The sequence below is a fragment of the Nocardia sp. NPDC047654 genome (assembly GCF_043205035.1).
Lineage (GTDB): Bacteria > Actinomycetota > Actinomycetes > Mycobacteriales > Mycobacteriaceae > Nocardia.
Map to the genome: position 1 here is coordinate 1,033,076 of NZ_JBIDDF010000002.1, position 24,822 is coordinate 1,057,897.

The window sequence follows — 24,822 nt, forward strand, 5'->3', positions numbered from 1 at the left end:
GCGTGCGCGGGCGCTTCGTGGTCGCGCAGGCTGCCGCCTGCGGGCCGGGCGTTCACGCCGCGCTCTTGTCGGACTCGTCGGTGGTGGCGTCGGCGGGGTGGCCGGTGATGGTGAGGAAGACCTCGTCCAGGCTCGGCTTGGTCACGGTGATCTCGTCGACGCCGATCTCGCGCTCGCGCAGGCGGATCAGCAGATCGGCGGTGACGCCCGCGTCGGTCAATGGCGCGGTGAGCCGCCCGGCCTCCGGGGTGATCTGCGCTTCGACGCCGAGGAAATCGCCGATGATGTGGCGCGCCTCATCGAGCCTGCCGCGATCGACCAAGGTCAGGTGCAGGCTGGAGCCGCCCACGGAGGCCTTCAGTTCGTCGGCCGTGCCGTCGGCGATCACCTTGCCGTGGTCGATCACCGCGATCCGGTCGGCCAGCTGGTCGGCCTCGTCCAGATACTGGGTGGTGAGCAGCACCGTGGCGCCTTCGCGGACGAGGCGGCGGATGGTCTCCCACATCTGGGCGCGGGTGCGCGGGTCGAGGCCGGTGGTCGGTTCGTCGAGGAACAGCAGCGGCGGCGTCGCGATCAGGCTGGCCGCCAGATCGAGCCTGCGCCGCATGCCGCCGGAGAAGTTCCGCAGCGGCTTGTTCGCCGCCTCGGTGAGATCGAACTCCTCCAGCAGGTCGGCCGCTTTGCGCCGGGCATCGATGCTGCTGAGCCCGAGCAGGCGGGAGAAGACGATCAGGTTCTCGGTGGCGGTCAGGTCCTCGTCGACGGAGGCGTACTGGCCCGTGACGCCGATGAGCGAGCGGACCGCCGTCGGCTCCGCCACCACGTCGTGGCCGAAGATGCGGCCGCGGCCGCCGTCCGGTCGCAGCAGGGTCGCGAGCATGCGGATGGTCGTGGTCTTGCCCGCGCCGTTCGGACCGAGCACGCCGTACACCGAGCCCTGCGGCACCGCCAGGCTCACCCCATCGACGGCACGCTGTTCCCCGAACACCTTGACCAGGCCGTCCGCCTCGACGGCGAGCGCTGAAGTTGGTGCGAAAGAAGTCATGTGGACAACTGTGGACACCGAGACTTGCACGGCTCTTGCACGGCGCTGTCGCACGACGTGCCGGACGGAGAGGGGCAGCGCGCTGCCTGCTGTCGCTAGTGGGTCGAGTCGGCCAAAAGGTATTCGCGGACTTTGGCGCGGTCGGGCTTCCCGGGGCCGCGGAGGGGGAACTCGTCGAGAACGGCGAGTTCGCGGGGAGCGGCGATGGAGTCCAGTTCGTCGGCGACGTATTCGCGCAGCTCGGCCAGGTCGGGGGTGGCGCCCGGGGCGGGGATCACGGCGACGGCGACGCGCTGGCCGAGGCGTTCGTCCGGCAGGCCGACGACGACCACCTCGCTGATCGTGGGGTGGTTGATCAGCACGGCCTCGACCACCTGCGGGATCACCAGCAGGCCGCCGGTGGTGATCGCCTCGTCGAGCCGTCCGGTGATGCTCAGCAGGCCGTTGTCGAAGGCACCCGCGTCCTCGGTGCGGAACCAGCCCGGTTCGGCGAAGGCGGGATGGTCGGGCTGATTGCGGTAGCCCGTGGCGATCATGGCGCCGCCCAGCACCACCCGGCCGTCTTCGATCCGGACCTTCGTGCCCTCCAGCGGCACGCCGTCGTATACGCAGCCGCCGCAGGTCTCGCTCATGCCATAGGTGCGCACCACGGTGATGCCCGCGGCTCGCGCGCGCTCGTAGACCGGCAGCGGAGTGGCCGCGCCGCCCACCAGTACGCAGTCGAGCTCGGCCAGCGCGGTGGTGGCCACCGGCGACTCGAGCGCCTTGATCAGCTGGGTCGGGACCAGGGATGTGTAGCGCCGTTCACCGCGCATACCCGTGATCGCGCCGGCCAGCGCCTCGGGCAGGAATCCGCCGGACACGTCCAGCACGGTGGGTTCGGTCCCCGCCAGGATGCTGCGCAGCAGCACCTGGATACCGGCGATGTGATGGGTGGGCAGGGCCAGCAACCAGTTGCCGGGACCGCCGAGCCGGTCGTGTGTGGCGGTGCCGCTCGCGCGCAGGGCCGCCGAACTCAGCATCGCGCCCTTCGGCACGCCCGTGGTGCCGGAGGTGGTCACCACCAGAGCGACTTCCTCGTCGATCGGCTCGCCGGGGGAGAGAGCGTCGCTCAAGCGTCTCGACTCGCGTCGATCGCTGTTGGGAACGGGCAGCCACGCGGCCCCGCTACCTTCCAGCGCCGCCCGCAGATGGGGCATGACATCGCCGAGACCGGACCCGGTGGGCATCGGCAAGGTGCGCAGTGTCTTACTCATGCCATGCCTCGCCGCTCGCCAGGCTCGGTCGTGCCCAGAGCCGCTGTCCCCATGGCTCGCTCGCTGCACTCCCTCACGGTAGGGATCGTGTCATGCCCGCGTAACCGCGTGCGGAACGGGTCGGTATGCCGGAGTGGCGCACCCGCGGCGCGGTCACCCGGTCGGATCGGGGCTCAAGTACGACAGACATCGAGACTGCGATTCACTCGGTCGGACGGGACACGGACACAGCCGGCCCGGACGTCGGCGGTCGGGTGGCCGTCCGAGCGTTATCGTCCTCGCCGGTTCTCGCGTTGGCAACTCGGTGGCGCCCGCCGAACTACCGATCCGAACCGTTGCTACGACGGCGACCAGCGGGAATCCCGCCTGATCGGATGCGACGGCGGGACCTCCACCAGAACGACCGGCACGCCGTCGGGATCGTGCACCCACATCTCGTGCAAGCCCCACGGCTCCTCGACCGGTGCGCGGTCGATCGCGATGCCCTTCAGCGCCAGTTCCACGGCGGCGGCGGACACGTCGCGCACCTGGAGCCAGATGGCGCCCTCGAACGACGACGATTCCCCCGACCCGCCATGCGCGGCCACCTCGATCAGCGACTGGCCCGCGAAGAAGACGGTGCCGCCCGGATATTCCCGCGCGATGGCCAGCTCCAGGCCGTCCCGGTAGAACGCGAGCGTGGCCTGGTAATCGGCGGGCCGCAGGATGATTCGGCTGCTGAGGATGTCCATGTCAGAAGTACCAGGGGTAGGGAGTCCAGTCCGGCTCGCGTTTCTGCAGGAACGCGTCGCGGCCTTCGACGGCTTCGTCGGTCATGTAGGCCATCCTGGTCGCCTCGCCCGCGAAGAGTTGCTGGCCGACCAGACCGTCGTCCAGCAAATTGAACGCGTACTTCAGCATGCGCTGCGCCTGCGGGGATTTGCCGTTGATGTCGGCGGTCCACTCCAGTGCGACGTCCTCCAGTTCGGCGTGGTCGACGACCTTGTTCACCGCGCCCATCTGATGCATTTCCTCGGCGGTGTAGGGGCGGCCGAGGAAGAAGATCTCGCGGGCGAACTTCTGGCCGACCATCTTGGCCAGGTAGGCGCTGCCGTAGCCGCCGTCGAAGCTGCCCACGTCGGCGTCGGTCTGCTTGAAGCGGGCGTGCTCGCGGCTGGCCAGGGTGAGGTCGCAGACCACGTGCAGGCTGTGACCACCGCCCGCGGCCCACCCGTTCACCAGGGCGATCACCACCTTCGGCATGAAACGGATCAACCGCTGCACCTCCAGGATGTGCAGGCGGCCCGCGCGGGCCTGGTCGACCGTGTCCGCGGTGTCACCGCTGGCGTACTGGTATCCGCTGCGGCCGCGGATGCGCTGGTCACCGCCGGAGCAGAACGCCCAGCCGCCGTCCTTCGGGCTGGGACCGTTGCCGGTGAGCAGCACCGCGCCGACGTCCGAAGTCATCCGCGCGTGGTCGAGTGCCCGGAAGAGTTCGTCGACCGTGTGCGGGCGGAACGCATTGCGCACCTCCGGCCGGTCGAACGCCACACGCACGGTGCCCTGCTCGATGTGCCGGTGATAGGTGATGTCGGTCAGGTTCTCGAATCCCGGAACGGGACGCCACAGCTTCGGATTGAACGTCACCCGGGCAATGCTAGGTCGCGCTGCGCCCGAAAGTCGTGAGCGGGCAGAGGGATCTCGATTTGACGGTGTAAAAATACGCGTTACCGTGCAAGTTATGAGCGAGCAAGTGAAACCGGTTATCGACCGGAGCGCGGTGGACGGGTCCCGGTACGAGAAGCACGGCGGATTCCCGAAGGTCACCCCCGCGCGGGTCGGGCCGAACTTCGGCGGATTCGTGGAAGCCATGCGGACGTTGCAGGATCTCGCCGTGTCCGTGGACGCGCCCGACGACGTGTTCGGAGCCGCGCAGGCCAAAGCCCGCGAGCTGATCGATCTGCTGGAGCCCTACCGCGCGCCCGAGTTGCAGGGACCGGCCGGCCGCGCCGTCGAACTGCCGGGACGGGGAAGCCTTCTGCTGCTGCCGTGGCAAGTGGTCGAGGCGGGGCCGGACGGCATCGAGATGACGGGAGTGTTCCGCCGTTTCCATCTCGGCGGCAACGGCGCCGCGCACGGCGGTGTGCTGCCGCTGCTGTTCGACGATCTGCTCGGCATGATCGTGCACTACGCCGGACGGCCGATCAGCCGCACCGCGTACCTTCATGTGAACTATCGCAAGATCACTCCGCTGGAAACACAACTGACGGTTCGCGGACGGGTCGACCGGATCGAAGGGCGCAAAACTTTCATCGCCGCCGAATTGCTCGATGAGCAGGGCGATCTGCTCGCCGACTGCGAAGGTCTGATGGTGGAGTTGCTGCCGTGGCAGCCGTAGCCGGGTGAATGCTGGCGCGGGTGCGTATAGTTGCCCTCGCTCGTTCATCGATACCGATCCGGAGGAACCTGAAAGTGGTTGCAGCACTGTCTGAATCCCTGCTCGACGACGCGAAGCGCCCGGCTTTCCTTGCCGACGCCGTCGAGGTTCTCGATGCCGAGGTCTCGGACAAGGGTGGTGCGTCCGGCCTGGCTGTGAAGGGTGGCTACGCGGCGGTCAAGAAGATCAGCCCGTCCATCGTGCCCGATGCGCTGGAGTCGTTGGCGCCCAAGTTCGTCGCGCAGCTGGAGCCGTTCTGGCAGGAGTACACGGCGTCGGGCTCCGGCAAGTTCGCCGATCTGCTCGTCGCCAAGTCGGACGAGGTCGCCGAGGCGTTGCTCGCCGTCACCGACGCTCGGGCCGAATCCTCCACTCGCCCGGCCCTGCAGAAGGTCTACTCCTCGATGCGTTCCTCGGCGAAGAAGAACGTCATCGAGGCGCTGCCGCGCGTGGGCGACCTGATCCAGAAGCACGCTCAGTAGTTTTCCCAGCGCCTGCGGCGCTGGGTGTTCGCGGCCCCCTAGTGGCTCGCGCCCGGGCGACCACCGCTCGCGACTTCGTCGCGGACGCGGCGGCCACTCGGACGCGAGCCGGGCCGTGTCGGTTTTTCCAGCGCCTGCGGCGCTGGGTGTTCGCGGCCCCCTCTTGGCTTGCGTTCGCGCGACCGCCGCTTGCTCCTTCGTCGCCTACGCGACGGCCACTCGGACGCGAGCCGGGCCGCGAACGGCGCATGCTCGGTCTCGCTTCGCTCGAAACCGGGAGCCGGGCCGTGTGGCCGAGTGAGTAGGTCAGGGCACGCTCTCAGCCCTCCTTGGAGGGTCGCGGTCCGAGTGATTGCCGCTGGCCCTGTCATTCGTGGTGGTAGCTGCTGGGCGAGAGCTGGGCGGTGTTTGTCGAGCGCCTGCCGAGCCGAGGGTCGCGGGCCCCTCCTCGGATCGCGACCGAGCATCCATCGATAGCGACCCCCCTGCCGCGTGCTCGCACGTCAGCCGAGCCGCGCGGGCTCGTCGGCCTCCTCGGGAGCGATCGCGGCCCGGAGGCAGTGTCCGAGGACACGTGTGATTGCGAGCCTCCCGGCGGCGACTTCCAGTTGACTGTCTGCCAGTCTGGAGACGTGAACCCGTCAACAGCACAAGCGCAGGTCGTCGTCGACGAACTCGTGCGCGGGGGCGTGCGGGATGTCGTCCTGTGCCCCGGCTCCCGGAACGCTCCGCTGGCCTTCGCCCTCCAGGCTGCCGACGCGGTGGGGCGGCTGCGGCTGCACATGCGGATCGACGAGCGAACGGCGGGCTTTCTCGCCGTCGGGCTCGCGATCGCGAGCGGGCACCCGGTCCCGGTCGTGATGACCTCGGGTACCGCGGTGGCCAACCTCGGGCCTGCCGTGCTGGAGGCGAACTACGCCCGCGTCCCGCTGGTGGTGCTCAGCGCCAACCGACCCTATGAACTGCTCGGCTCCGGAGCCAACCAGACCGTCGAACAGCTCGGCCTGTTCGGCAGCCAGGTCCGGGCCACCATCTCGCTCGGCCTGGCAGAGCGGGAGGCCGGGGACGCCGAGCACCCGCCCTATGACCAGCAGAACAGCCAGTGGCGTTCGGCGGTGTGCCGGGTGCTGGCGGCGGCGCGCGGCACCCGCTCCGGCAACGCGGGCCCGGTGCACTTCGATGTCCCGCTGCGTGAGCCGCTGGTCCCCGACCTGGCGCCGGGTGAGTCGGCTCCCACGGGTCGCGCGGGCGAGTGCGCCTGGACCGAGACCCAGTACGCCACCCTGGACGTGCCGCTCGATCTCGACCTCACACCGGACACGGTGGTGATCTCCGGACACGGCGCCGGGTTGCGCCCGGAGCTGGCGGATCTGCCGACCGTCGCCGAGCCCACCGCCCCCATGCACGGCCCCGCGCTGCATCCGCTGGTGCTGTCGCTGCTGCGGCCGAAGCAGGCGATCATCACCGGCCGCCCGACCCTGCACCGGCAGGTCTCGAAGGTGCTCGCCGATCCGGACGTCCGGGTCTACGCGCTCACCACGGGTCCACGCTGGCCCGACGTCTCCGGCAACGTGGTCGGTACCGGTACGCGCGCGGTCATCAGCGGCGCTCCCAGCGCGCGATGGCTGGAGCAGTGTCGTGAACTGAACGCGAAAGCCGACCAGGTGGTGCGCGCCGAACTCGCGCGGCATCCGAAACCCACCGGGCTGCACGTCGCCGCGGTCGTGATGGACGCGCTGCGGGACGGCGACCAACTGCTGCTCGGCGCCTCCAACCCGGTGCGGGACGCCGCGCTGGTGTCGCATCCGCGGCCGGGGATCAAGGTGCTGTCGAATCGCGGCGTGGCCGGGATCGACGGCACGGTGTCCACCGCGGTGGGCGCCGCCCTGCACCACGAGGGGCGCACCATCGCGCTGATCGGCGACCTGACCTTCCTGCACGACGCGTCCGGTCTGCTGATCGGCCCCGGCGAACCGCGACCGGCCGACTTGACCATCGTGGTGGCCAACGACGACGGCGGCGGCATCTTCGAGCTGCTCGAGCAGGGCGACCCGCAGTACGCGGGCGTGTTCGAACGGGTCTTCGGCACCCCGCACGGCATGGATCTCGCCGCCCTGTGCGCCGCCTATCGCATCCCGCACCGGCAGGTGGACCCGCAACAGTTGGCCGTCGAGCTGACCGGGCACGCCCATGGCATGCGGGTGCTCGAGGTGGCCACCGAGCGGTCCAGCCTGCGGGAACTGCACGCGACGGTGCGGGCGAAGATCCAGCCCTGAGCCGTACGGTCAGAAGCCGAATTCGTCCTCGGGGTCGTCGTCCATCGGAACCACGATGGACTGCTCGAGCACGTCCGCCGGATTCGCCTCCAAGACGTCGCGCTCGGGAATCGCCCGTCCGACGGCGTCGTCCTGCTCCGGCAGGTCGTCGGCGACCACCGGCTCCTCCGGATACGCCGGGATGGACTGCTCGGCGAGATCCGCCTCCGGGACCGCGTCGGCAAGGGGATCTGACATCGTGCGCTCCTCTCCGCGTAGGCGTCTCGATGGGCATACCCGTCGCGGGATGCCGCAATCGAGGCGGACGATCGACTCCGACTGCATCGAGGATGCCCGTGGTCGGGACGGACGGCAAGCATTTTCGCCTCAGCGTTGTCGCTCTTCGTCGACCCGCGCCGCCGTGGCATCGGCGGGGTGCTCGACCAGTGCGAGCGTGCGCCCGGCCATGAACCGCGCGGTCCGCACCGCCGTCCCCGATCGCGTCACTTCGCTGACTTCGACCACGCCACGCGCGATCCTGACCTCGACCCGCCGCCCCGCCCGGGTAGCCGCGATCTCGTAACTGCGAGATCCGTCGCCGACGTCGACGACGATCTCCACCCGATCACCCTTCATCTACCAATTATCCGCTTTTCCAGCGCATTTCGCCGCTACGAGTGCGTAACGGCGGTACCTCGCGCGGCGGTCGAGGCGGCCCGGTTCCGCGCGGTTACCGAGCGGGCCGGCGCGGTCCGACTCCGAGCCTGCGTGCCGCGCGGCCCATGAGGCGAGACATTCCGGCCGGAAAGGAATCCGGTTCGGGAACCGTCACCGGGCGGATCCGGCCATTGTGGATCGCGGTTATCCGCCAGCCCTCGGAGGTGCGTAGCAGCACCAGCGTCTGGCGCGATCGCCTGCGCTCGGGCAGCCGCGATCGCCACGGCATCAGTACCGACGCCGTGCCGTGCAGGATCGCCACGTCCGGGGTGACGAAGCGAATCGACTCCAGGTCGCCGACCAGTGCGGAGCCTGCCAGCACGCCTCGGAAGAGCTTGTCGTGATTGCGCTGGTGCTCCGCTCGGCCGATCGCGCGGGTGCCGTCATAGGACACGTAGTCGGAGTCGGCGGTGAAATGGCCGGCGTAGGCCTCGGCGTCGTTGTCGGTCCATGCCTGCATGAGGTCGCGGAACAGCGTGCGGATCTCGGCGTCGTCGATGTCGGTGTCGTGCATGGGAGCGTCCTTGTGCGTGCTATTATTTCGATGAACGAAAGATACGATAGCAGAAAGTTTCGAATGTCGAAAGAAACCCTTATCGGCGCCATCGGCACGCAGTTGCGACTGCTCCAGCAGAGCTTCGACGTCTTCGACGAGGCGGTCGCCGCGCACCTGGGCATGAACCGCACCGATCTTCGCTGCCTCGATGTGGTGCTCGGCCGTGGCCCGCTGCCCGCGGGTGAGTTGAGCGCGGCGGTGCGACTCAGCCCCGCGGCCACCACCGCGGTGATCGATCGACTGGAGCGGGCGGGATTCGTCACACGCGGTCAGGATCCGGCCAATCGGCGCCGTGTGCTGGTAACCGCCACTGCCGCCGCACACGACATGGCGGAGCGGATCTTCGAGCCGGTCGGCCGGGCGGGTGCGCGGGCTCTCGGTCGCTACGACCCCGACCAGCTCTCGCTGATTCTCGACTTCCTGCACACGGCCTTGGATGTGCATCGCGCACAGACCGACCGCATCGCATCGCAGAGCTGACCGGAGCGCTACTTCCTGCGGTGTTCGACTTCGCGTTCCTCCGGACCGATGAGTTCGGCCCGGCTGGGACGTCTGCATGGATGAACCTGTCCCCGGCTCAGGAGATTCGATGAATCCGGAATTCGATTTCGAACCCGCCGCTGTCGCTCTGTCGTCCGTGGTCGGCCGCATCACCGACGACCAGCTCGCCGCGCCGACGCCGTGCGCCGACACCACGGTGCGTGATCTGCTCGCGCACGTGCTCGATCTGACCGAGGCGTTTCGTCGAGCGGCCACCAAGGAGGCCGTCGGTGGTTCGGTCGCGCCGGCTCCGCCGGTGGAGCGCGCCTTGCCCGAGGACTGGCGCGAGCGCGTTCCGGCCCAGCTCGATGCCCTGGTGGCAGCGTGGCGGGAGCCCGTGTCCTGGGACGGGGTGACCGAGGCGGGCGGAGTGAGCGAACCGGCCCCGGTGATGGCCAGGATCGCGCTGGACGAGGTTGTGGTGCACGGCTGGGATCTCGCGAAGGCCACGGGGCAGCCCTTCGCCTGCGACGACGGGCACTTGGCGATCCTGCTGGACATGCTGCGCGAGACCCCGGCCGAAGGGGTGCCCGGTCTGTTCGGACCGGTGGTGCCGGTCGCGCCCGACGCGCCGGCCTTGGCGCGAATGCTCGCTTACACCGGTCGCCGCGACGACTGGACCGCGGACGCCAGGGGAGCGGTGCTCGGCTAGTCGAGCGACGAATCGGGGGTTACGAACGTGCCCGCGATCACGGCATCGACCGCGGCGTGCGCGGCGGTATCCGCGGCGGCGTCGTCGATCGGGTCGCCGCTGGCGAGCAGCCGGTAGTAGAGCGGGGCCGACACCGCGGACAGCACCGCGCGTGCGTCGGTGCGCTCCGGCGCTTCGCCGCGCGCGACGGCGGCCGCTACGCACGCCGACCACTCGGTGAGCCGCACGTCGTAGAAGCGGCGCAGAGCGGTCGCGGCGGACTCGTCGCAGGTGGCGGCGGCGATCACGGCGCGGAATAGCTTGCCTTGGCGTGGATCGGACAGCGTTTTCGCGACCAGGCGGGCGTTGGCGGTGAGATCGCCGAGCAGCGAGCCGGTGTCGGCGTGCGGCAGCGACTGCTCGGCCATGTCGGTCAGCAGGTCGGCGATCAGGCCGGTGGGCGTGCGCCAGCGGCGGTAGACGGTGGTCTTGCCGACTTCGGCGCGCGCCGCGACCTCGGCGAGGTCGAGGTGGGCGAACCCGTGTTCGGCCAGCAGGTCGCCCGCCGCTCGCAGGACGGCGGCGCGAACCCGCGCGGTCCGCCCACCGGGTCGAACCGATCCGGGTGTGGCCTCTTCCGGCTCCATAACGGCACTCCAGTTTCATTTATCGGCGAACGGGTGTACCGTCCGAAGTTTTAATGGAACTATAGATCCTTTAGGAGGGCTGTCCAGTGAACGTTCGGATGGTCGACACACAGATGGAGTACCGGCGGCTCGGCGCATCAGGTCTGCACGTCCCGGCCTTGAGCTTCGGCGCGGGCACTTTCGGCGGCCGGGGTGAACTGTTCGGCGCGTGGGGCGACACCGATGCCGAACAGGCGCGGCGGCTGGTCGACATCAGCTTGGACGCGGGCGTGAATATGTTCGACACCGCCGACGTCTACTCCGACGGCGCCTCCGAGGAGGTGCTGGGCGCCGCCGTCCAGGGCAGGCGTGATCGGGTGCTGCTGTCCACCAAGGCGACGCTGCCGACCGGCCCCGGCCCGGCGGACGCCGGTTCCGGCCGGGCCAGGCTGATCGGTGCGGTGGAGGCGTCGCTGCGCAGGCTGGGCACGGACTACATCGATCTGTTCCAGCTGCACGCCTTCGACGCGGGCACGCCGGTGGAGGAAGTGGTCGCGGCCCTGGACGATCTGGTGCGCGCGGGCAAGATCCGCTACGTCGGCGCGTCGAACTTCGCGGGCTGGCAGCTGATGAAATCCCTCGCCGCGGCGGATCGCGACGGACTGACCAGGTACGTCGCGCACCAGGTCTACTACTCGCTGGTCGGGCGGGACTACGAGTGGGAGCTCATGCCGCTCGGCCGCGACCAAGGTGTCGGCGCGGTGGTCTGGAGTCCCCTCGGCTGGGGCAGGCTCACCGGCAAGATCCGTCGCGGCCAACCGCTTCCGGAAGGCAGTCGCCTGCACCGGACCGCCGAGGCCGGTCCACCGGTGGACGAGGAGAAGCTCTACGACGTGGTCGACGTCCTCGACGAGCTGGCCGCCGAAACCGGCAAGACCGTGCCGCAGATCGCCCTCAACTGGCTGCTGCGCCGCCCCACCGTCGCCACCGTCATCGTCGGCGCCCGCAACGAGGAGCAGCTACGCCAGAACCTCGGCGCGATCGGCTGGGAACTCGACGCCGACCAGATCGCCCGCCTGGACAAAGCAAGCGCCACCACCCCGCCCTACCCCTACTACCCGTACTACCGCCTCCCGGACTTCACCCGCCTGAACCCGCCCGCGGTGTGAGCCGAGGACGTCACTCCGCTCGGATCGGCGTCGCGGTGAAGCCGAACTTGCCGATGGTGATCACGGCCGGACCGCCCACGCGGTCCAGGTCGTACATCGCCTCCCCGAGGTGGGTGGACATCAAGTCCATCCACCACTCCCAAGGGGATTCGGGTCTGCCACGCAGGGCATCCTCCGCGATCTTGCGGTAGTACTCCTGCAGAGTGTCCGGCGTGAAGCGCATGGCAACCGGAGGAGTCAGCGCCGCGCCATCGCGTTCGACAATGTACGGAATGCCGTCCTTCATGCGAACTTTGAGCCCTTCCCAGTTCGCGGCTCGAACGATGGAGTCCGTCAGCTCTTCGTAGGTCGGCTCATGCACGGCAAGCCTTCCTCCCATGTCGCTTTGCTGTAGCCAGCGACGACCTTGTCCTGCTTGGATGACACTCCGCAGGCGCCCCATACCTGTGCCGCGTTGGCTGGAGCGAATGCAGATGCATTGATGAAGCCCGCCACGGCGATAGCGACGGCGCTAACGGTGAGCGAAGCGCGAGTGTTCATGGGAGCCCCTGATTGTGCCGATGGACACCCATTTATTCGGTGACGTGCAGATCAGAACCGGCGGCGCCGTAGAAGATGGCTCGTTCGACGTTTGCTGCTCCATCCGACCTTCGGGTTCGATCAGAGAGTTCGACGGCGCTTGGCAGCGTCCGGTTCCGTATTGTGATCGCGATCACTGAACGATGTGCGCGGTGTGGAATGGCTGTTGTGGGCCGTCAGTAGACGTCGCGGACGTAGCGCCTTTCGGCGACGAGCTGCTTCTTGAAGGCCAGTGCGCCGTCTTCGTCGAGCTTGCCGTGGATGCGCGCGATCCGCAGGAGGGCCTCGTCGACGTCTTTGGCCATGCGGCTCGCGTCGCCGCAGACGTAGAAGTGGGCGCCATCGCGCAGCCAGGACCACAGCTCGGCGCCGTGTTCGATCATGCGGTGCTGCACGTAGATCCGCTCCCGCTGGTCCCGGGAGAAGGCCAGGTCGAGGCGGGTCAGGAAGCCGGAACGGAACATGTCCTCCAGTTCGGCGCGGTAGTAGAAGTTCTGCGCCGCATGCTGATCGCCGAAGAACAGCCAGTTGCGCCCGGTGCAGCCGAGGGCCCTGCGCTCGTGCAGGAACCCCCGGAAGGGCGCGATGCCGGTGCCCGGGCCCACCATGATCATCGGTGCGGCCGGGTCGGCCGGAGGACGGAAGTGCGGTGCGCGTTGCAGGAAGATCGGCACCGCCGCGCCGGTATAATCGGCGGCCGCCCGATCGGCGAGGAAGGTCGAGCACACTCCGCCGCGCCGCGCCGCCGAACCGGTGGCGGCCGGATCGCCGTAGCGCACGATGCCGACGGTCAGCTCCACCTCATCCGGGCTGACCAGCGGACTCGACGAGATCGAATACTGGCGCGGCTGTAGCTTCTTCAGCGTGCCGAGCCACTCCACCAGATCGGCTCGAATCGGGAAGTCGCGCAGCACGTCCACGGCCTGCCTGTCCCACAGGTAACTCGCCAGTTCGTTGCGGTTGTCGCGGCGCAGCAGTTTGGCGAGTTTGCCGCTGTGGTTGTGCTCGGCGAGGAAGCCGAGCAAATCCTGACCGACCTTGGTGATGTCGTAGTGCGTGCGCAGCGCCTCCGCCAGCGAGAGTTCGCGCTCGTCGACCTCGACCACGCGGCGACCATCCAGCCCGGTGGCGTCCAGCCATTCGGTGACCAGCGCGGCGCTGTTCACCGGCCAGACGCCCAAGGAGTCGCCCACCTCGTAGGTGGCGTCCAGGCCGCGCAGATCGAACCCGAAGCGACGCACCTCTTTCGTCGATCCTCCGGTCGACAGCAACTCGTTGCGCAGCAACGGGGCACGCAGCGGCGCGGTGCGGGTGAACGGCGCGGAAGCGGTGCGGGTGCGCCCGAGCGCCGGTGCGGCACTCGGCATTTCCAGCGTCGCGACTCCGCCGCCCCGGGGCGTGGCGCGGCCGGTGCCGCCTGCGCCGCGCACCGGCGGATCGGCGGGGGACCCGGATTCCTCGGCGCCGAACGCGGTGAGCACGTCGTCGAGCCAGCGCTGTGCCGCGTCTTCGTAGTCGGGTTCGCTGTCGACGCGCGTAAGCAATCGGGTCGCGCCGAGTTCGGCGAATTTCTCGTCGAGTTTGCGACCGTAGCCGCAGAAGTCGTCATAGGAGGAGTCGCCGAGGGCGAATACCGCGTAGCGCACACCGGTCAGCCGCACGACGGTGTCGGCCAGGCGATCCCAGAAATCGGCTCCGTTGTCCGGCGGCCCTCCGTCGCCGAACGTGCTGCTGACCACCAGCACGTCGCCATGAAGCGTGCTGAGGTCGCAGGAGTCCAGCTCCAGTAGGCGCGGCGTGAAGCCGTGCCCGGCGAGGTGTGCCGAGACGGTGGCCGCGAATTCCTCCGCGGTGCCGGTTTGCGAGGCCCACAGCACGGTGATCGCGCGGGCGGCCGCACCCTCGTCCACCGCGGGCGCCGGGCCCGCCGCACCGCGGGAATACATCCCCGCCAGCAACCCGTCGACCCATAGCCTGCTGTGTGCGGACATCGGCGCCGAGTCCGGGAGCACCGGCTGACCGGTCACCGGAAGCGCCTGCAGCGCGGCCAGGTATCCGCTGAGGTAGATCCGCTCGGTTTCGCTGAGCGTGGGGGCGGTGCCGCTGTCGAGACCGAGTACGGCCGCCAGCGGATGCGCCGACTCCGCGGGGGGCAGCGCGGCGGGCGTCTCGGGCCGCGGCACGACGGCCACCCTGCGCAGCGCCACCGCGCAAGCCTTGAACTCCGGTTGCAGCGAGGCCGGATCGACCGCGTCGTTGGTGACGGCGTTGATGGTCAGGTATTCGCCCTGCTCGTCGTTCCAGTGGAACGGCGCGAAGCAATCGCCCGGCCGCACACGGTCGCTGACCTGGACCGGAAGCACCGCTCGACCCCGGCGCGAGGCGATCTCGAGCTGGTCGCCCTCGCGCAGACCGAGGCGTTCCGCGTCGGCCGGGTGCACCTCGACGAACGGCGCGCCGGTCAGCTTGGTCAGCTTGCCGATCCTGCCGGTCTTGGTCATCGTGTGCCACTGGTGCTGCAGGCGTCCGGTGTTGAGCAGGAACGGGTAGTCGTCGTCCGGCATCTCCGCGGGCAGCAGGTGCGGGCGCGGCCAGAACACCGCGCGGCGGCTCGGGGTGGCGAAGGCCAGTCGGGGCCGGTGGCCGTGGGCGTCGACGAACAACGTCTGGCTGACACCGTCGTTGCGGTACCGGATCGGATTGCGCCTGCGCTCCGGCTCGGCGCACGGCCACTGCATCGGCCCGTCACGCAGCGCCTCGTAGTTGACGCCGCGCAGGTCGTAGCCGGTCGCGGGATTCGCGAAGCGCTTGATCTCCTCGAAGATCTCGGCACCGGAGGCGAAGCGGAAACCGGGGAACCCCATGGCGGTGGCGATGTCGGCGATGATCCGCCAGTCCGGCCGCGCGTCGCCGGTGGGCGGGACCGACTGCCGCATCAGGGTGAGGTTGCGCTCGGAATTCACCATCACCCCCTCGGCTTCCGCCCACAGCGTGGCGGGAAGCAGCAGGTCGGCGTAGGCGTTGGTCGCGGTCTCGGTGTAGGCGTCCTGGGCGATCACCAGTTCGGCGGCTTCCAGGCCCGCGATCACGGTCTTGCGGTTCGACACGGTGGCGACGGGATTGGTGCAGATGATCCAGGCGGCTTTGATCGTGCCTTCGGACAGGTTGCGGAACATCTCCACCGTGCCGGGCCCGGCTTCGGTGCGCAGCGTGCCGGGCTCGACGTCCCACACGGTCTCCGCGAACGCGCGGTCCTCGGCGGAGAGCACGCTGCGCTGGCCGGGCAGGCCGGGGCCCATGTACCCCATCTCCCGGCCGCCCATCGCGTTCGGCTGCCCGGTGAGCGAGAACGGCCCGCTGCCGGGGCGGCAGATGGCGCCCGTGGCCAGGTGCAGGTTGCACAGCGCGTTGGTGTTCCAGGTGCCGTGCGTGGACTGGTTGAGTCCCATCGTCCACAGGGACATCCATTCGCCTGCTTCGCCGATCCACTGGGCTGCGGTGCGGATGTCGGCCTCGGCCAGCCCGGTGATCTCGGCCACCCGCTGCGGCGGATAGTCGGCGAGGAACTCCGGCATCGCCGCCCAGCCCTCGGTGTGCTCGGCGATGAACTCCTCATCGATGTGCCCGCCCTCGACCAGCAGGTGCAGCAGCCCGTTCAACAGGGCGAGATCCGTGCCGGGGGCGATCTGCAGGAAGAGATCGGCGCGCGCGGCGGTCTCGGTGCGGCGCGGGTCGACCACGATGAGCCGCGCGCCCGCCTTGAGCCGGTCGGCCATCCGCAGGAACAGGATGGGATGGCAGTCGGCCATGTTCGCGCCGATCACGAAGAACAGGTCGGCGTGTTCGAAGTCGTCGTAGGAGCCGGGCGGTCCATCCGCGCCGAGCGACTGCTTGTACCCGGTCCCGGCGCTGGCCATGCACAGCCGCGAGTTCGCCTCGATGTGCACCGTGCGCAGGTAACCCTTGGCGAGCTTGGTGGCGAGGTACTGCGCCTCCAGCGACATCTGCCCGGAAACGTAGAGCGCGATCGCGTCGGGACCGTGCTCGTCCAGGATCGCCCGCAATCGGGTGGCCGCCTCGTGCACCGCCTCGTCCACGGGGAAGGGCACCGGGACCTGGCCGCGCTCGGAGCGCCGGTAGGCGGTCTCCATCCGTCCGGTGGCGCGCATCAGCTCCGCGTGCGTCGCGCCCTTGGTGCACAGCCTGCCCGCGTTGGACGGGTGCAACTTGTCGCCGCTGACCTTGGCGATCATCGGTTTCCCCGCCCCATCCGCGGCGGTCGTCACGGTGATCCCGCAGCCCACGCCGCAGTACGAGCACGCCGTTCGGGCGGTGCCGTCGCTGTGGCCGGTCACTGGGTCGGACATGCCTTCGATCATGCGGACCGCCGATTGCGCGGGATTTACCCCGCGTTATCGCCAGGTGACATTCCACCTCACAGTGCTCGAATCCGGCGGTGAGGTGTGACCGGGGTCTCCGGTTCAGTCGAGTTTGTAGGCCCGGTGCAGGGCGACGACGCCCCCGGTGAGGTTGCGCCACTTCACCGACGACCACCCGTTCGCCGCGATCCGCATCGCCAACCTGCGCTGATTGGGCCACTCCGTGATGGATTCGGCGAGGTAGACGTAGGCGTCGGGGTTGCTGCTCACCACCCGCGCCACCTTCGGCAGCGCTTTCATCAGATACTCCAGGTACACCGTGCGGAATACCGGGAGCACCGGCGCGGAGAATTCGCACACCACCAGCCTGCCGCCGGGCTTGGTGACCCGCAGCATCTCACGCAGGGCGAGGTCGGTGTCGGCCACGTTGCGCAGCCCGAACGAGATGGTCACCGCGTCGAAGGAGTCGTCGGCGAACGGCAGCGCCATCGCGTCGGCCGCCACCATCGGCACGTCGCGGAACCGGCCCGCGCTGAGCATGCCCTTGGAGAAGTCGGCTGCGAGGCACCAGGCGCCGGACTTCTGCAGCTCCAGCGTCGATACACCCGTGCCCGCGGCGAGATCGAGCAGCCGCTCACCCGGCCGCAGCGCCAGCGCCTTGCGGGTCGCCCAGCGCCAGTAGCGATCCTGCCCCGCGGAGATCACGGTGTTGGTCAGGTCGTATCGCCGGGCGACGCCGTCGAACATCGCCGCGACTTCGTGCGGCTGCTTGTCCAAGGAGGCCCGGTTCGATTGCGTTTTCGCCACGCGAAGACCCTAACTCGCGGTCTGTTACGAACCGAGCGTGGCGCGGGGATACTTCCGTCACGCTGAAGCGCGGTTCAGGCCGTATGGGGCAAGGAGATTTGGGTGCCCGACACCTCGGCGTAGTGGCCCATCAGCTGGGTACAGACGGCGGGCCAGGTCCGCGACAGCACCGACTTCCTGGCCGCCCCGGCGAACCGGGTCCGCAAGCGCGGATCGTGCAACGCCCCGACGGCACTGGGCAGCAACTCGCCGAAACGATCCACCGGAAGAAGATAGCCGTTCCGGCAGTGGGCGATCAGATCGCGTGGCCCGCCCGCGTCGGGGCCGATCACCGGGACGCCCGACGCCAGCGCCTCCTGCACGCCCTGGCAGAACGTCTCGTGCTCGCCCGCGTGCACCATGACGTCGAGACTGGCGTACGCACGTGCCAGCTCGTCGCCGCCGAGTTCGCCGGTGAACACCGCGGTCGGCATCAGCCGGGCGAGCCGCCTGCGTTCCGGCCCGTCGCCGACGATCACCAACTGGACATCCGGGTCGGTCCCGAGCACCGCGAGCCGCTCGACGTGCTTCTCCGGCGCGAGCCGCCCCACGAAGCCCACCAGCAGGCGGTCGCGGCCGGCGAGCCAGGCGTCGCGCAGCTCGGCGGAGCGGGCATCGGGCGTGAACCGCGCGATGTCGACGCCGCGCCCCCACCGGTGCACGCGCGGGACGCCGTGCCGGGCCAAGTCCTCCGCCGCCGCCCGGGACGGCGCGAGCGTGCGGGTGGCTCCCTCGTGGATGCGCCGAGTCCAGGCCCAGGCGGCGCGGCTCGTCAGCCCGAGCCCGTAACTCTTGGCGAAGCCCGCGACGTCGGTCTGGTACACCGCGACGGTCGGCAGATCCAGCCGCAGCGCCGCCCCCAGTCCGCCCGCGCCGAGCAGAAACGGAGAGGCCAGGTGGACCACGTCGGCGCCGAAGTCGTCGATGGCCGAGACGATGCCCGGCTGCGGCAGCCCGACCGGCAGCGAGCTGATCCTCGGCACCATGACCGCGGGGACTCGGTGGACCCGGAAACGGTGATACTCCCGCGGCGCGGCAGGCTGCCCGCGCGGTGTGTCGGGCGCGATGATCAGGGCGTCGTGTCCGTGCCGGTCCAAGTGCTCCAGCACCCGCAGCACGGAGTTGACGACGCCGTTCATATTCGGCAGAAACGACTCCGCGACGATCGCTACACGCACATTCCCAGCCTGACCGGTGCACCGCGCCGCCCCGCCACACCGAAGTGAAGGGCACGGAAAGATCCGGCGAACTGTCGGGGCGCGCGGATCAACCCACCGGCGTCGGGCCGCGCCTGTTCACGCGGGACAGCAACCACAGTGCGGGCAGCGCGAGCAGCCACACCACCACGATGACCGACAACGCGGGCGGAACGGCGACGCGCACGTCCCGGCCTTCCACGCGCACCAGGTCGGGATCGCTGCGGCTGTATTCCACGCGAATCCGCTCACCCGCGGTCAGGTTCGTCGGATACAGGACGCCGACCTTCGGATTGTGCGTCTCACCGTCCGGTGTGACGTACATGACCGCCGAGCGCAGCCGCCCCGCCGAGAGCACCTCGGCCGTGGTGCTGCCCTTGTCGGAGCTGATCAGATAGTCGTTGCGCCACGCCGCGAGCACCAGCAGCCCGACGAGCACGCTCACCGCCGTCGCGGCGATCAGCACCCCGATCCTGGCCCGCCGCAGGCGGATCGGCCGCCCGTTGGACTGGCTGGTTTCCGACACCGCCACAGGCTACCGACCGGCTCGGCTACGGTGGCGGCCATGTCCCGAAAATTCAGCTTCACCGTGCCGTACGCAGTCCCGGTCGAAGATCTCCACCGGGCACTCACCACCGACGACGTCTGGCGGGCCCGCTTCGCCGACGCGCCCACCGCCACGCTGGAGGTGTCGCATCCCGGCGGCGCGGGCACCATTCGCGTCCATATGACCGAAAAGGCCGCCGAAGACAAGGTACCCGCGCTGGTCCGCAAGGTACTCAAGAGCGAACTCACGTTCTCCCGCACCGACAACTGGCAGCAGCTGGTCGGCGAGGTCGCCAAAGGCACCTTCGAGGCCACCACCGGTGGCATCAACACCGCGATGTCCGGTTCCTACGAGATCCGTTCCACCGCGGAAGGTTCCGAGATCGAGGTCGCGGGCACCGTGCAGGTGAAGGTGCCCGTGGTCGGCGGCGCGATCGAGCCGCTCGCCGAGCAGTTGCACCATCGGGTGCTCAACAGCGAGCGCAAATTCATCGAGGAGTGGCTGTCGGCGAAGCCGACCGCTTGACCACGGGTGTTGCCCCGGCAGGCGCTGGGGCAACATCGCCGCGTCCTAGGCGAAGTCCTGCGGTGAGTACTCCTTCCGCTCCACCAGGACCAGCCAGTTCCCGGAATTGTCCCGGACCACCGCCTCGGTCCCGTAGGGCCGCTCGGCGGGCGGCTGGACGAACTCCACCCCCTTGGCGGTCAGCTCTTCGAAGGTCTTCTGGCAGTTCTCGGTTCGCAGGCCGAGCGAGCCGTGCGTGCCGTTGGCCAGCGCGCGCCGGACGGCCTCGGCGTAGTGCTCGTCCAGCGGCGGGCCCGGGATCATCAGCGTGATCTCCAGCTCCGGGTGCGCGGGGTGGGCGATGGTCACCCAGCGGAAACCGTTGTCGCCCATGGTGACGTCGGCGGTCTCCACGAACCCCAGCTTTTCGATGTACCACTCCTTGGCCGCGTCCTGGTCCGTGACGTACACCGTGACCAGGGAAACGTTCGTAATCGTCGTCATGCGGGCCAGGCTATGGCCCGCGCCGTGCCACGGGCTTCTCCGAAATTGCGCCGTTCGCTCAGCGGGGCGGCTTGCGGTCGGACAGCCCGTGCATGAAGACGAAACAGCCGGGGATGCGCGGAGCGCCGTCGGCGAACTTCGCCTGGTACTCCGACGGCGTCACACCGACCAGCTGCCGGAACTTGCCGCTGAACGAGCCGAGGCTGCTGTACCCGACCAGCATGCACACCTCGGTGACGGTGAGATTGGTCGCGCGCAGCAGGTCCTGGGCGCGTTCGATGCGCCGCTCGGCCAGGTACGCGCCGGGGGTCAGGCCGTAGACCGCGGCGAACGCGCGCAGGAAGTGGTATTTCGACACCCCCGCGGCCGCCGCCAGCGCATCCAGATTCAGCGGGTCGGCGTAGTGACGGTCCGCCACGTCCTTGGCTCGGCGCAGATGCGGCAGCAAATATAGCGCGGGCAATCCGCGCGCTCGCTGTTCGCCCATCGCGCCACCCGTTCCTAGGCGAACGGCGGACGCTCGTCGAAACGCAGCGACACCCGGCCCGCCATCCGCCAAGCCCGCGCGGTCAGGTCGACGTCCTCGTCGGTCACCAGGTTGCCCATCACCCGGACCGCGGTGCGCTGCAGATACTTCGAGCGCATCACGGGGGGACCGCCCAGCGGCACCATGCGCGGGTGCGTGGCCAGGCCCGCGATCCGCCGGGCCACCGAGAACGTGCGTCCGTAGCGGGCGCGCAGCACCTGCGGCCAGATCACGGTGAAGTCGGGCTCGTCCAACAGCTCCGACAGCAGGTGACCGCCCTCCAAGCCGTAATCGATGCCTTCGCCGTTGAGCGGGTTCACACAACCCGCGGCGTCACCGATCAGCACCCAGTTGCGCCCCGCGACGTTCGAGACCGCCCCGCCCATCGGCAGCAGGGCCGAGGCCACCGCGCGCAGCGAGCCCTCGAATTCCCATTCCTCCGTGCGCTGCGCGGTGTAGTGCGCCAGCAAGGGCTTCAAAGCGATGTGCGAGGGCCGGCGTTCCGTGGCCAGTGACCCCACCCCGATGTTCACCTCGCCATTGCCCAGCGGGAACACCCAGCCGTAGCCGGGAACCAGCTCGCCGGAGGCGTCGCGCAACTCCAGATGCGAGGTGATCCACTGATCGTCGCTGCGTCCCGACTTGATGTAGGCCCGCGCGGCGGTGCCGTACGCGTACTGCCGATGCCAGACGCGGCCGAGCAGCCGTCCGATCGGTGAACGCACCCCGTCGGCGACCACCAGCGTCCGGCAGCCGATCGTGCGCGTGCCGTCGGCTGTTCGCACCGTCACGCCCGTGACCCGGTCACCCTCGCGGGTGACGTCGACCACTTTCGTCCCGTCCACCATGCGCGCGCCGGACTTCACCGCCGTCTCGCGCAGTTTGTCGTCGAGTTCGGTTCGAGGAACCGCGCTTCCGTAGGTCGGGAAGGATCCGCCCGGCCAGCTCAGCAGCGCCTCGCGGCCGAAGCCGGTCATCCGGAGGCCGTGGTTGACGACGTGCGCGCGTACCCACTCGCCGAGGCCGAGTTGCTCCAGTTCGGCGGTAGCGCGCGGGGTCAGCCCATCGCCGCAGGTCTTGTCCCTGGGAAAGACGGCGGAATCGATGAGCACCACGTCCCGTCCCGCCCGTGCCGCCCAGGCCGCCGACGCCGACCCGGCCGGGCCCGCGCCGACGACCAGCACCTCGGCTCGGCTGGGCAACGCGTCCTCGTCGCGCGCGGGACTCGCTTCCGGTGCACCCATGCGCTCCATACTCGCAGGGCCGTCTCGTCCATGTCGACGGCGGCCGCGCTCGCGTCGTGGATGATCACCGGTGAAGCGACGTGCGAGTGGCCGATACACCACAGAGTGACGGTGTTCATGGGCCATCCGCCGGGGACACGCTAGGTTCTCTACCGTGGGGTCGGACGCATCGCTGGGAGAAGAAATGAGCACATCGGCCATGAGCGAGCGCAGCGAGCGAAGCATGGACGCGGCGCACGGCGGGCACAGCGGAGCCGCGGGCGACGTGAGCACGGTCGTGGCCGGGGTCGACCTCGGTGACGTCAAGCTAGCCGACACGGTGCGCGACGGCCTGGCCGAAGTGGAGAAACTCCTGGTCGAGGAGCTGTCCGACGGTGCGGAATTCCTCCAGGAGGCCGCGCTGCACCTGGCCAGGGCCGGCGGCAAGCGCTTCCGTCCGCTCTTCACCATCCTCACCGGACAGCTCGGCCCGCACCCCACCGATCCCGCCCTGATCACCGCGGGCACCGTCGTCGAACTCGTGCACCTGGCCACGCTGTACCACGACGACGTGATGGACGAGGCCACCATGCGCCGCGGCGCCCCGAGCGTCAACTCGCGGTGGGGGAACAACATCGCCATCCTCGCGGGCGACTATCTGTTCGCGCACGCGTCCCGGCTCACCTCCACCCTCGGCCCCGACGCTGTGCGCATCATCGCCGAGACCTTCGCCGAACTCGTCACCGGTCAGATGCGCGAGACCATGGGCGCCCGCGAATCCCAGGACCCGGTCGAGCACTACCTGCGCGTGGTGTGGGAGAAGACCGGCTCGCTCATCGCCGCGGCCGGGCGTTTCGGCGGCACCTTCTCGGGCGCGGACGCGGAGCACGTCGAACGGCTGGCCCGCCTCGGCGACGCGGTCGGCACCGCCTTCCAGATCTCCGACGACATCATCGACATCTCCTCCGCGTCCGAGCAATCGGGCAAGACCCCCGGCACCGACCTGCGTGAGGGTGTGCACACCCTGCCGGTGCTGTTCGCGCTGCGCGAGGAGGGCGCCGACGGCGACCGCCTGCGCAAGCTGCTGGCCCGTCCGCTGGAAACCGACGACGAGGTCGAAGAGGCACTCGCCTTGCTCGCCGACTCCCGCGGCATGGCGCTGGCCAAGGAGAAACTCCAGGGCTATGCCGACCTCGCCTACGCCGAGCTGTCCGCCCTGCCCGACGGCCCGGCCAACGACGCGCTCGAGCGGCTGGTCCGCTACACCATCGAACGCGTGGGGTGAGGGTGCGTTGTCGGCGCGGCGCGGGCCGCACCGGAACTTTGCTCGCGGCTTCTATCGTTGAGCTGCTGTAAGGCGACTCGGTGAACGGGGGAGCGGCAAGGGAGACGTATGCACGGGCACGGGTTTGCGAACGGGCTGAAAACCTTCGGGCTGATGGTGGGCCTTTCCGCCATGATCGTGTTCATCGGTGCGCTGTTCCGCAACCCGACGATCCTCGTCGTGGCGATCGTGCTCGCGGTGGGCATGAACGCCTACGCGTACTTCAACAGCGACAAGATCGCGTTGAAGGCCATGCACGCGCAGCCGGTCAGCGAGCTGGAAGCCCCGGTCATGTACCGGATCGTGCGTGAGCTGGCCACCATCGCGCGGCAGCCGATGCCCCGGCTGTACATCAGCCCGACGAACGCGCCCAACGCCTTCGCCACCGGACGCAATCCCCGCCGCGCCGCTGTCTGTTGCACCAGCGGCATCCTGCAGATTCTCGACGAACGAGAACTGCGGGCCGTGCTCGGGCACGAACTCTCCCACGTCTACAACCGCGACATCCTCATTTCCTCGATCGCGGGCGCGCTCGCAGCCGTCATCTCGGGCGTGGCGAACCTGGCGGTGTACATGTCGATGTTCGGCGGCAACCGCAACGGCGAGGGCCCGAACGTGCTCGCCGTGCTGCTGGTGTCGCTGCTCGGTCCGATCGCCGCGTCGCTGATCAAGCTGGCCGTCTCGCGCTCGCGCGAATTCCAGGCCGACCAGTCCGGCGCCGAACTGACCGGCGACCCGCTGGCGCTGGCGTCGGCGCTGCGGAAGATCGAACGCGGCGTGCACACCGCCCCGCTCCCGCCCGAGCCCCGGCTGGCGGCGCAGTCGCATCTGATGATCGCCAACCCGTTCCGTCCGGGCGAGAAGGTCGCCCGCTGGTTCTCCACCCATCCGCCGATGAACGAACGCATCGCCCGGCTGGAGGAGATGGCAGGCGGCCCGCGCCGGTACTGAGTCCCGGCAGCGTCAGTCGTCCGAGGCCAGCTGGTCTTCGTACGCGCGAAACGTATCGACGAACAACTTCCGCTGCTGCGCGGTGAGCGGCTCGAGGACCGTACGCCAGGCTCGGGCACTGCGCCCCAGCCATTTGCGCACGGACTTCTCGTGCGCCGGTGCGATGGCGACGATGGTGCGTCTGCGGTCGTCCGGATCCGCGCCGCGCTCGAGCACACCCTGCTTGCTGAGTTCGCCGACCATCAAGCTCACCGTCGTGGGCGCCACCTCGAGGCGGGCGGCCAGATCCGTCACCGTGGTCGGTCCGTCGAACACCAGATTGGCCAGCAGCGACAGGTGCCGAGGCGCCAGCGAGAACGATTCCAGCTCCTTGGGAACGCCCAGTTTCTTGGCCCGTCCGACGACACGCGGCATGAGCAGCAGCAGCATGCGGATGCCGTCGTCCACGCCGAGCCCGTTCCGCTCCTCGGTTGACATGCCGACCGCCTCTCAATAGCCTTTGTTTGCAAAACAGTTTTGCTTGCAAAGCAAAACTCACTCTCGTCATCAG

Annotated in this window: 26 protein-coding genes; 9 read left to right on the top strand and 17 right to left on the bottom strand. The window is 69.3% G+C overall.

What is annotated here, in order from left to right; genetic code table 11:
- Positions 1 to 52 precede the first annotated feature (52 nt).
- The 4 genes from ACGF7Y_RS13300 to ACGF7Y_RS13315 all read right to left on the bottom strand — a co-directional run bounded on the left by ACGF7Y_RS13300 (position 53) and on the right by ACGF7Y_RS13315 (position 3,927).
- Positions 53 to 1,045 (bottom strand): ATP-binding cassette domain-containing protein, encoded by a 993-nt coding sequence (locus ACGF7Y_RS13300; RefSeq protein ID WP_393232983.1) that lies wholly within the window; start codon positions 1,043 to 1,045, stop codon positions 53 to 55.
- A 95-nt stretch (positions 1,046 to 1,140) separates the two neighbouring features.
- Positions 1,141 to 2,301, bottom strand: a complete 1,161-nt coding sequence (gene menE / locus ACGF7Y_RS13305) for an o-succinylbenzoate--CoA ligase (RefSeq protein WP_393232986.1) — start codon at positions 2,299 to 2,301, stop codon at positions 1,141 to 1,143.
- Positions 2,302 to 2,639: 338 nt separating this feature from the next.
- Positions 2,640 to 3,032, bottom strand: coding sequence for a VOC family protein (locus ACGF7Y_RS13310; RefSeq protein WP_357129702.1), 393 nt, complete (start codon positions 3,030 to 3,032; stop codon positions 2,640 to 2,642).
- Between the two features lies 1 nt (position 3,033).
- The gene (locus tag ACGF7Y_RS13315) at positions 3,034 to 3,927 is read right to left on the bottom strand and encodes a 1,4-dihydroxy-2-naphthoyl-CoA synthase (protein ID WP_063051615.1); all 894 of its coding nucleotides are present in this window, start codon (positions 3,925 to 3,927) and stop codon (positions 3,034 to 3,036) included.
- Between the two features lie 94 nt (positions 3,928 to 4,021).
- On the opposite strand from ACGF7Y_RS13315, the gene ACGF7Y_RS13320 reads away from it, so the two are divergent.
- The 3 genes from ACGF7Y_RS13320 to menD all read left to right on the top strand — a co-directional run bounded on the left by ACGF7Y_RS13320 (position 4,022) and on the right by menD (position 7,475).
- Positions 4,022 to 4,678, top strand: coding sequence for a PaaI family thioesterase (locus tag ACGF7Y_RS13320; RefSeq protein WP_393232989.1), 657 nt, complete (start codon positions 4,022 to 4,024; stop codon positions 4,676 to 4,678).
- Between the two features lie 74 nt (positions 4,679 to 4,752).
- Positions 4,753 to 5,199, top strand: a complete 447-nt coding sequence (locus tag ACGF7Y_RS13325; protein ID WP_063051613.1) for a DUF6918 family protein — start codon at positions 4,753 to 4,755, stop codon at positions 5,197 to 5,199.
- Between the two features lie 632 nt (positions 5,200 to 5,831).
- Positions 5,832 to 7,475 (top strand): 2-succinyl-5-enolpyruvyl-6-hydroxy-3-cyclohexene-1-carboxylic-acid synthase, encoded by a 1,644-nt coding sequence (gene menD, locus ACGF7Y_RS13330; protein ID WP_393232993.1) that lies wholly within the window; start codon positions 5,832 to 5,834, stop codon positions 7,473 to 7,475.
- Between the two features lie 9 nt (positions 7,476 to 7,484).
- Here the strand turns inward: menD and ACGF7Y_RS13335 are convergent, their stop codons facing one another.
- The 3 genes from ACGF7Y_RS13335 to ACGF7Y_RS13345 all read right to left on the bottom strand — a co-directional run bounded on the left by ACGF7Y_RS13335 (position 7,485) and on the right by ACGF7Y_RS13345 (position 8,685).
- Entirely contained in the window at positions 7,485 to 7,712 is a 228-nt protein-coding gene (locus ACGF7Y_RS13335) for a hypothetical protein (protein ID WP_393232995.1), read from the bottom strand.
- Positions 7,713 to 7,841: 129 nt separating this feature from the next.
- Positions 7,842 to 8,090, bottom strand: coding sequence for a hypothetical protein (locus tag ACGF7Y_RS13340; RefSeq protein WP_062968263.1), 249 nt, complete (start codon positions 8,088 to 8,090; stop codon positions 7,842 to 7,844).
- Between the two features lie 94 nt (positions 8,091 to 8,184).
- Complete coding sequence (locus tag ACGF7Y_RS13345) at positions 8,185 to 8,685, bottom strand: SgcJ/EcaC family oxidoreductase (RefSeq protein WP_393232997.1); 501 nt, start codon at positions 8,683 to 8,685, stop codon at positions 8,185 to 8,187.
- Positions 8,686 to 8,748: 63 nt separating this feature from the next.
- On the opposite strand from ACGF7Y_RS13345, the gene ACGF7Y_RS13350 reads away from it, so the two are divergent.
- Both ACGF7Y_RS13350 and ACGF7Y_RS13355 read left to right on the top strand, forming a co-directional pair.
- The gene (locus tag ACGF7Y_RS13350) at positions 8,749 to 9,207 is read left to right on the top strand and encodes a MarR family winged helix-turn-helix transcriptional regulator (RefSeq protein ID WP_393233000.1); all 459 of its coding nucleotides are present in this window, start codon (positions 8,749 to 8,751) and stop codon (positions 9,205 to 9,207) included.
- Between the two features lie 109 nt (positions 9,208 to 9,316).
- Positions 9,317 to 9,919 carry a TIGR03086 family metal-binding protein gene (locus tag ACGF7Y_RS13355; protein WP_393233003.1) on the top strand — a complete coding sequence of 201 codons (603 nt, stop codon included), beginning with the start codon at positions 9,317 to 9,319 and terminating at the stop codon, positions 9,917 to 9,919.
- Here ACGF7Y_RS13355 and ACGF7Y_RS13360 read toward each other — a convergent pair.
- Positions 9,916 to 10,545, bottom strand: a complete 630-nt coding sequence (locus ACGF7Y_RS13360; RefSeq protein WP_393233004.1) for a TetR/AcrR family transcriptional regulator — start codon at positions 10,543 to 10,545, stop codon at positions 9,916 to 9,918. The genes ACGF7Y_RS13355 and ACGF7Y_RS13360 overlap by 4 nt on opposite strands.
- A 113-nt stretch (positions 10,546 to 10,658) precedes the next feature.
- Here ACGF7Y_RS13360 and ACGF7Y_RS13365 point away from each other — a divergent pair, with 113 nt between their 5' ends.
- A complete protein-coding gene (locus tag ACGF7Y_RS13365) occupies positions 10,659 to 11,693 on the top strand; it encodes an aldo/keto reductase (RefSeq protein WP_393233175.1) in 1,035 nt (344 codons plus the stop codon).
- A gap of 10 nt (positions 11,694 to 11,703) precedes the next feature.
- On the opposite strand, the gene ACGF7Y_RS13370 is transcribed toward ACGF7Y_RS13365, so the two are convergent.
- The 5 genes from ACGF7Y_RS13370 to ACGF7Y_RS13390 form a co-directional block, all read right to left on the bottom strand.
- Complete coding sequence (locus tag ACGF7Y_RS13370; protein ID WP_393233006.1) at positions 11,704 to 12,054, bottom strand: hypothetical protein; 351 nt, start codon at positions 12,052 to 12,054, stop codon at positions 11,704 to 11,706.
- A gap of 394 nt (positions 12,055 to 12,448) precedes the next feature.
- Entirely contained in the window at positions 12,449 to 16,639 is a 4,191-nt protein-coding gene (locus tag ACGF7Y_RS13375; RefSeq protein WP_393233008.1) for a molybdopterin-dependent oxidoreductase, read from the bottom strand.
- A gap of 114 nt (positions 16,640 to 16,753) precedes the next feature.
- On the bottom strand, positions 16,754 to 17,458 hold the full coding sequence (locus ACGF7Y_RS13380; RefSeq protein ID WP_393233010.1) for a demethylmenaquinone methyltransferase: 705 nt from the start codon (positions 17,456 to 17,458) through the stop codon (positions 16,754 to 16,756).
- Positions 17,459 to 17,532: 74 nt separating this feature from the next.
- Positions 17,533 to 18,675 carry a glycosyltransferase family 4 protein gene (locus tag ACGF7Y_RS13385; RefSeq protein WP_393233013.1) on the bottom strand — a complete coding sequence of 381 codons (1,143 nt, stop codon included), beginning with the start codon at positions 18,673 to 18,675 and terminating at the stop codon, positions 17,533 to 17,535.
- Positions 18,676 to 18,763: 88 nt separating this feature from the next.
- Positions 18,764 to 19,219, bottom strand: a complete 456-nt coding sequence (locus ACGF7Y_RS13390; protein ID WP_083864084.1) for a DUF3592 domain-containing protein — start codon at positions 19,217 to 19,219, stop codon at positions 18,764 to 18,766.
- Between the two features lie 39 nt (positions 19,220 to 19,258).
- Between ACGF7Y_RS13390 and ACGF7Y_RS13395 the strand changes: the two genes are divergently transcribed.
- A complete protein-coding gene (locus ACGF7Y_RS13395; protein WP_393233016.1) occupies positions 19,259 to 19,765 on the top strand; it encodes a DUF2505 domain-containing protein in 507 nt (168 codons plus the stop codon).
- Between the two features lie 45 nt (positions 19,766 to 19,810).
- On the opposite strand, the gene ACGF7Y_RS13400 is transcribed toward ACGF7Y_RS13395, so the two are convergent.
- Genes ACGF7Y_RS13400 through ACGF7Y_RS13410 form a run of 3 tightly spaced genes read right to left on the bottom strand, consistent with a single transcriptional unit; the run spans position 19,811 to position 22,018 of the window.
- Positions 19,811 to 20,248, bottom strand: a complete 438-nt coding sequence (locus ACGF7Y_RS13400) for a VOC family protein (protein WP_393233019.1) — start codon at positions 20,246 to 20,248, stop codon at positions 19,811 to 19,813.
- A 58-nt stretch (positions 20,249 to 20,306) separates the two neighbouring features.
- Complete coding sequence (locus tag ACGF7Y_RS13405; protein ID WP_393233022.1) at positions 20,307 to 20,735, bottom strand: helix-turn-helix transcriptional regulator; 429 nt, start codon at positions 20,733 to 20,735, stop codon at positions 20,307 to 20,309.
- Positions 20,736 to 20,749: 14 nt separating this feature from the next.
- On the bottom strand, positions 20,750 to 22,018 hold the full coding sequence (locus tag ACGF7Y_RS13410; protein ID WP_393233024.1) for a geranylgeranyl reductase family protein: 1,269 nt from the start codon (positions 22,016 to 22,018) through the stop codon (positions 20,750 to 20,752).
- 223 nt (positions 22,019 to 22,241) lie between these two features.
- Here ACGF7Y_RS13410 and ACGF7Y_RS13415 point away from each other — a divergent pair, with 223 nt between their 5' ends.
- The gene (locus ACGF7Y_RS13415) at positions 22,242 to 23,282 is read left to right on the top strand and encodes a polyprenyl synthetase family protein (protein ID WP_393233177.1); all 1,041 of its coding nucleotides are present in this window, start codon (positions 22,242 to 22,244) and stop codon (positions 23,280 to 23,282) included.
- Positions 23,283 to 23,390: 108 nt separating this feature from the next.
- Positions 23,391 to 24,272 carry a zinc metalloprotease HtpX gene (gene htpX, locus ACGF7Y_RS13420; protein WP_357963289.1) on the top strand — a complete coding sequence of 294 codons (882 nt, stop codon included), beginning with the start codon at positions 23,391 to 23,393 and terminating at the stop codon, positions 24,270 to 24,272.
- Positions 24,273 to 24,284: 12 nt separating this feature from the next.
- Here the strand turns inward: htpX and ACGF7Y_RS13425 are convergent, their stop codons facing one another.
- Entirely contained in the window at positions 24,285 to 24,749 is a 465-nt protein-coding gene (locus tag ACGF7Y_RS13425; RefSeq protein ID WP_357963287.1) for a MarR family winged helix-turn-helix transcriptional regulator, read from the bottom strand.
- Positions 24,750 to 24,822: the final 73 nt, after the last annotated feature.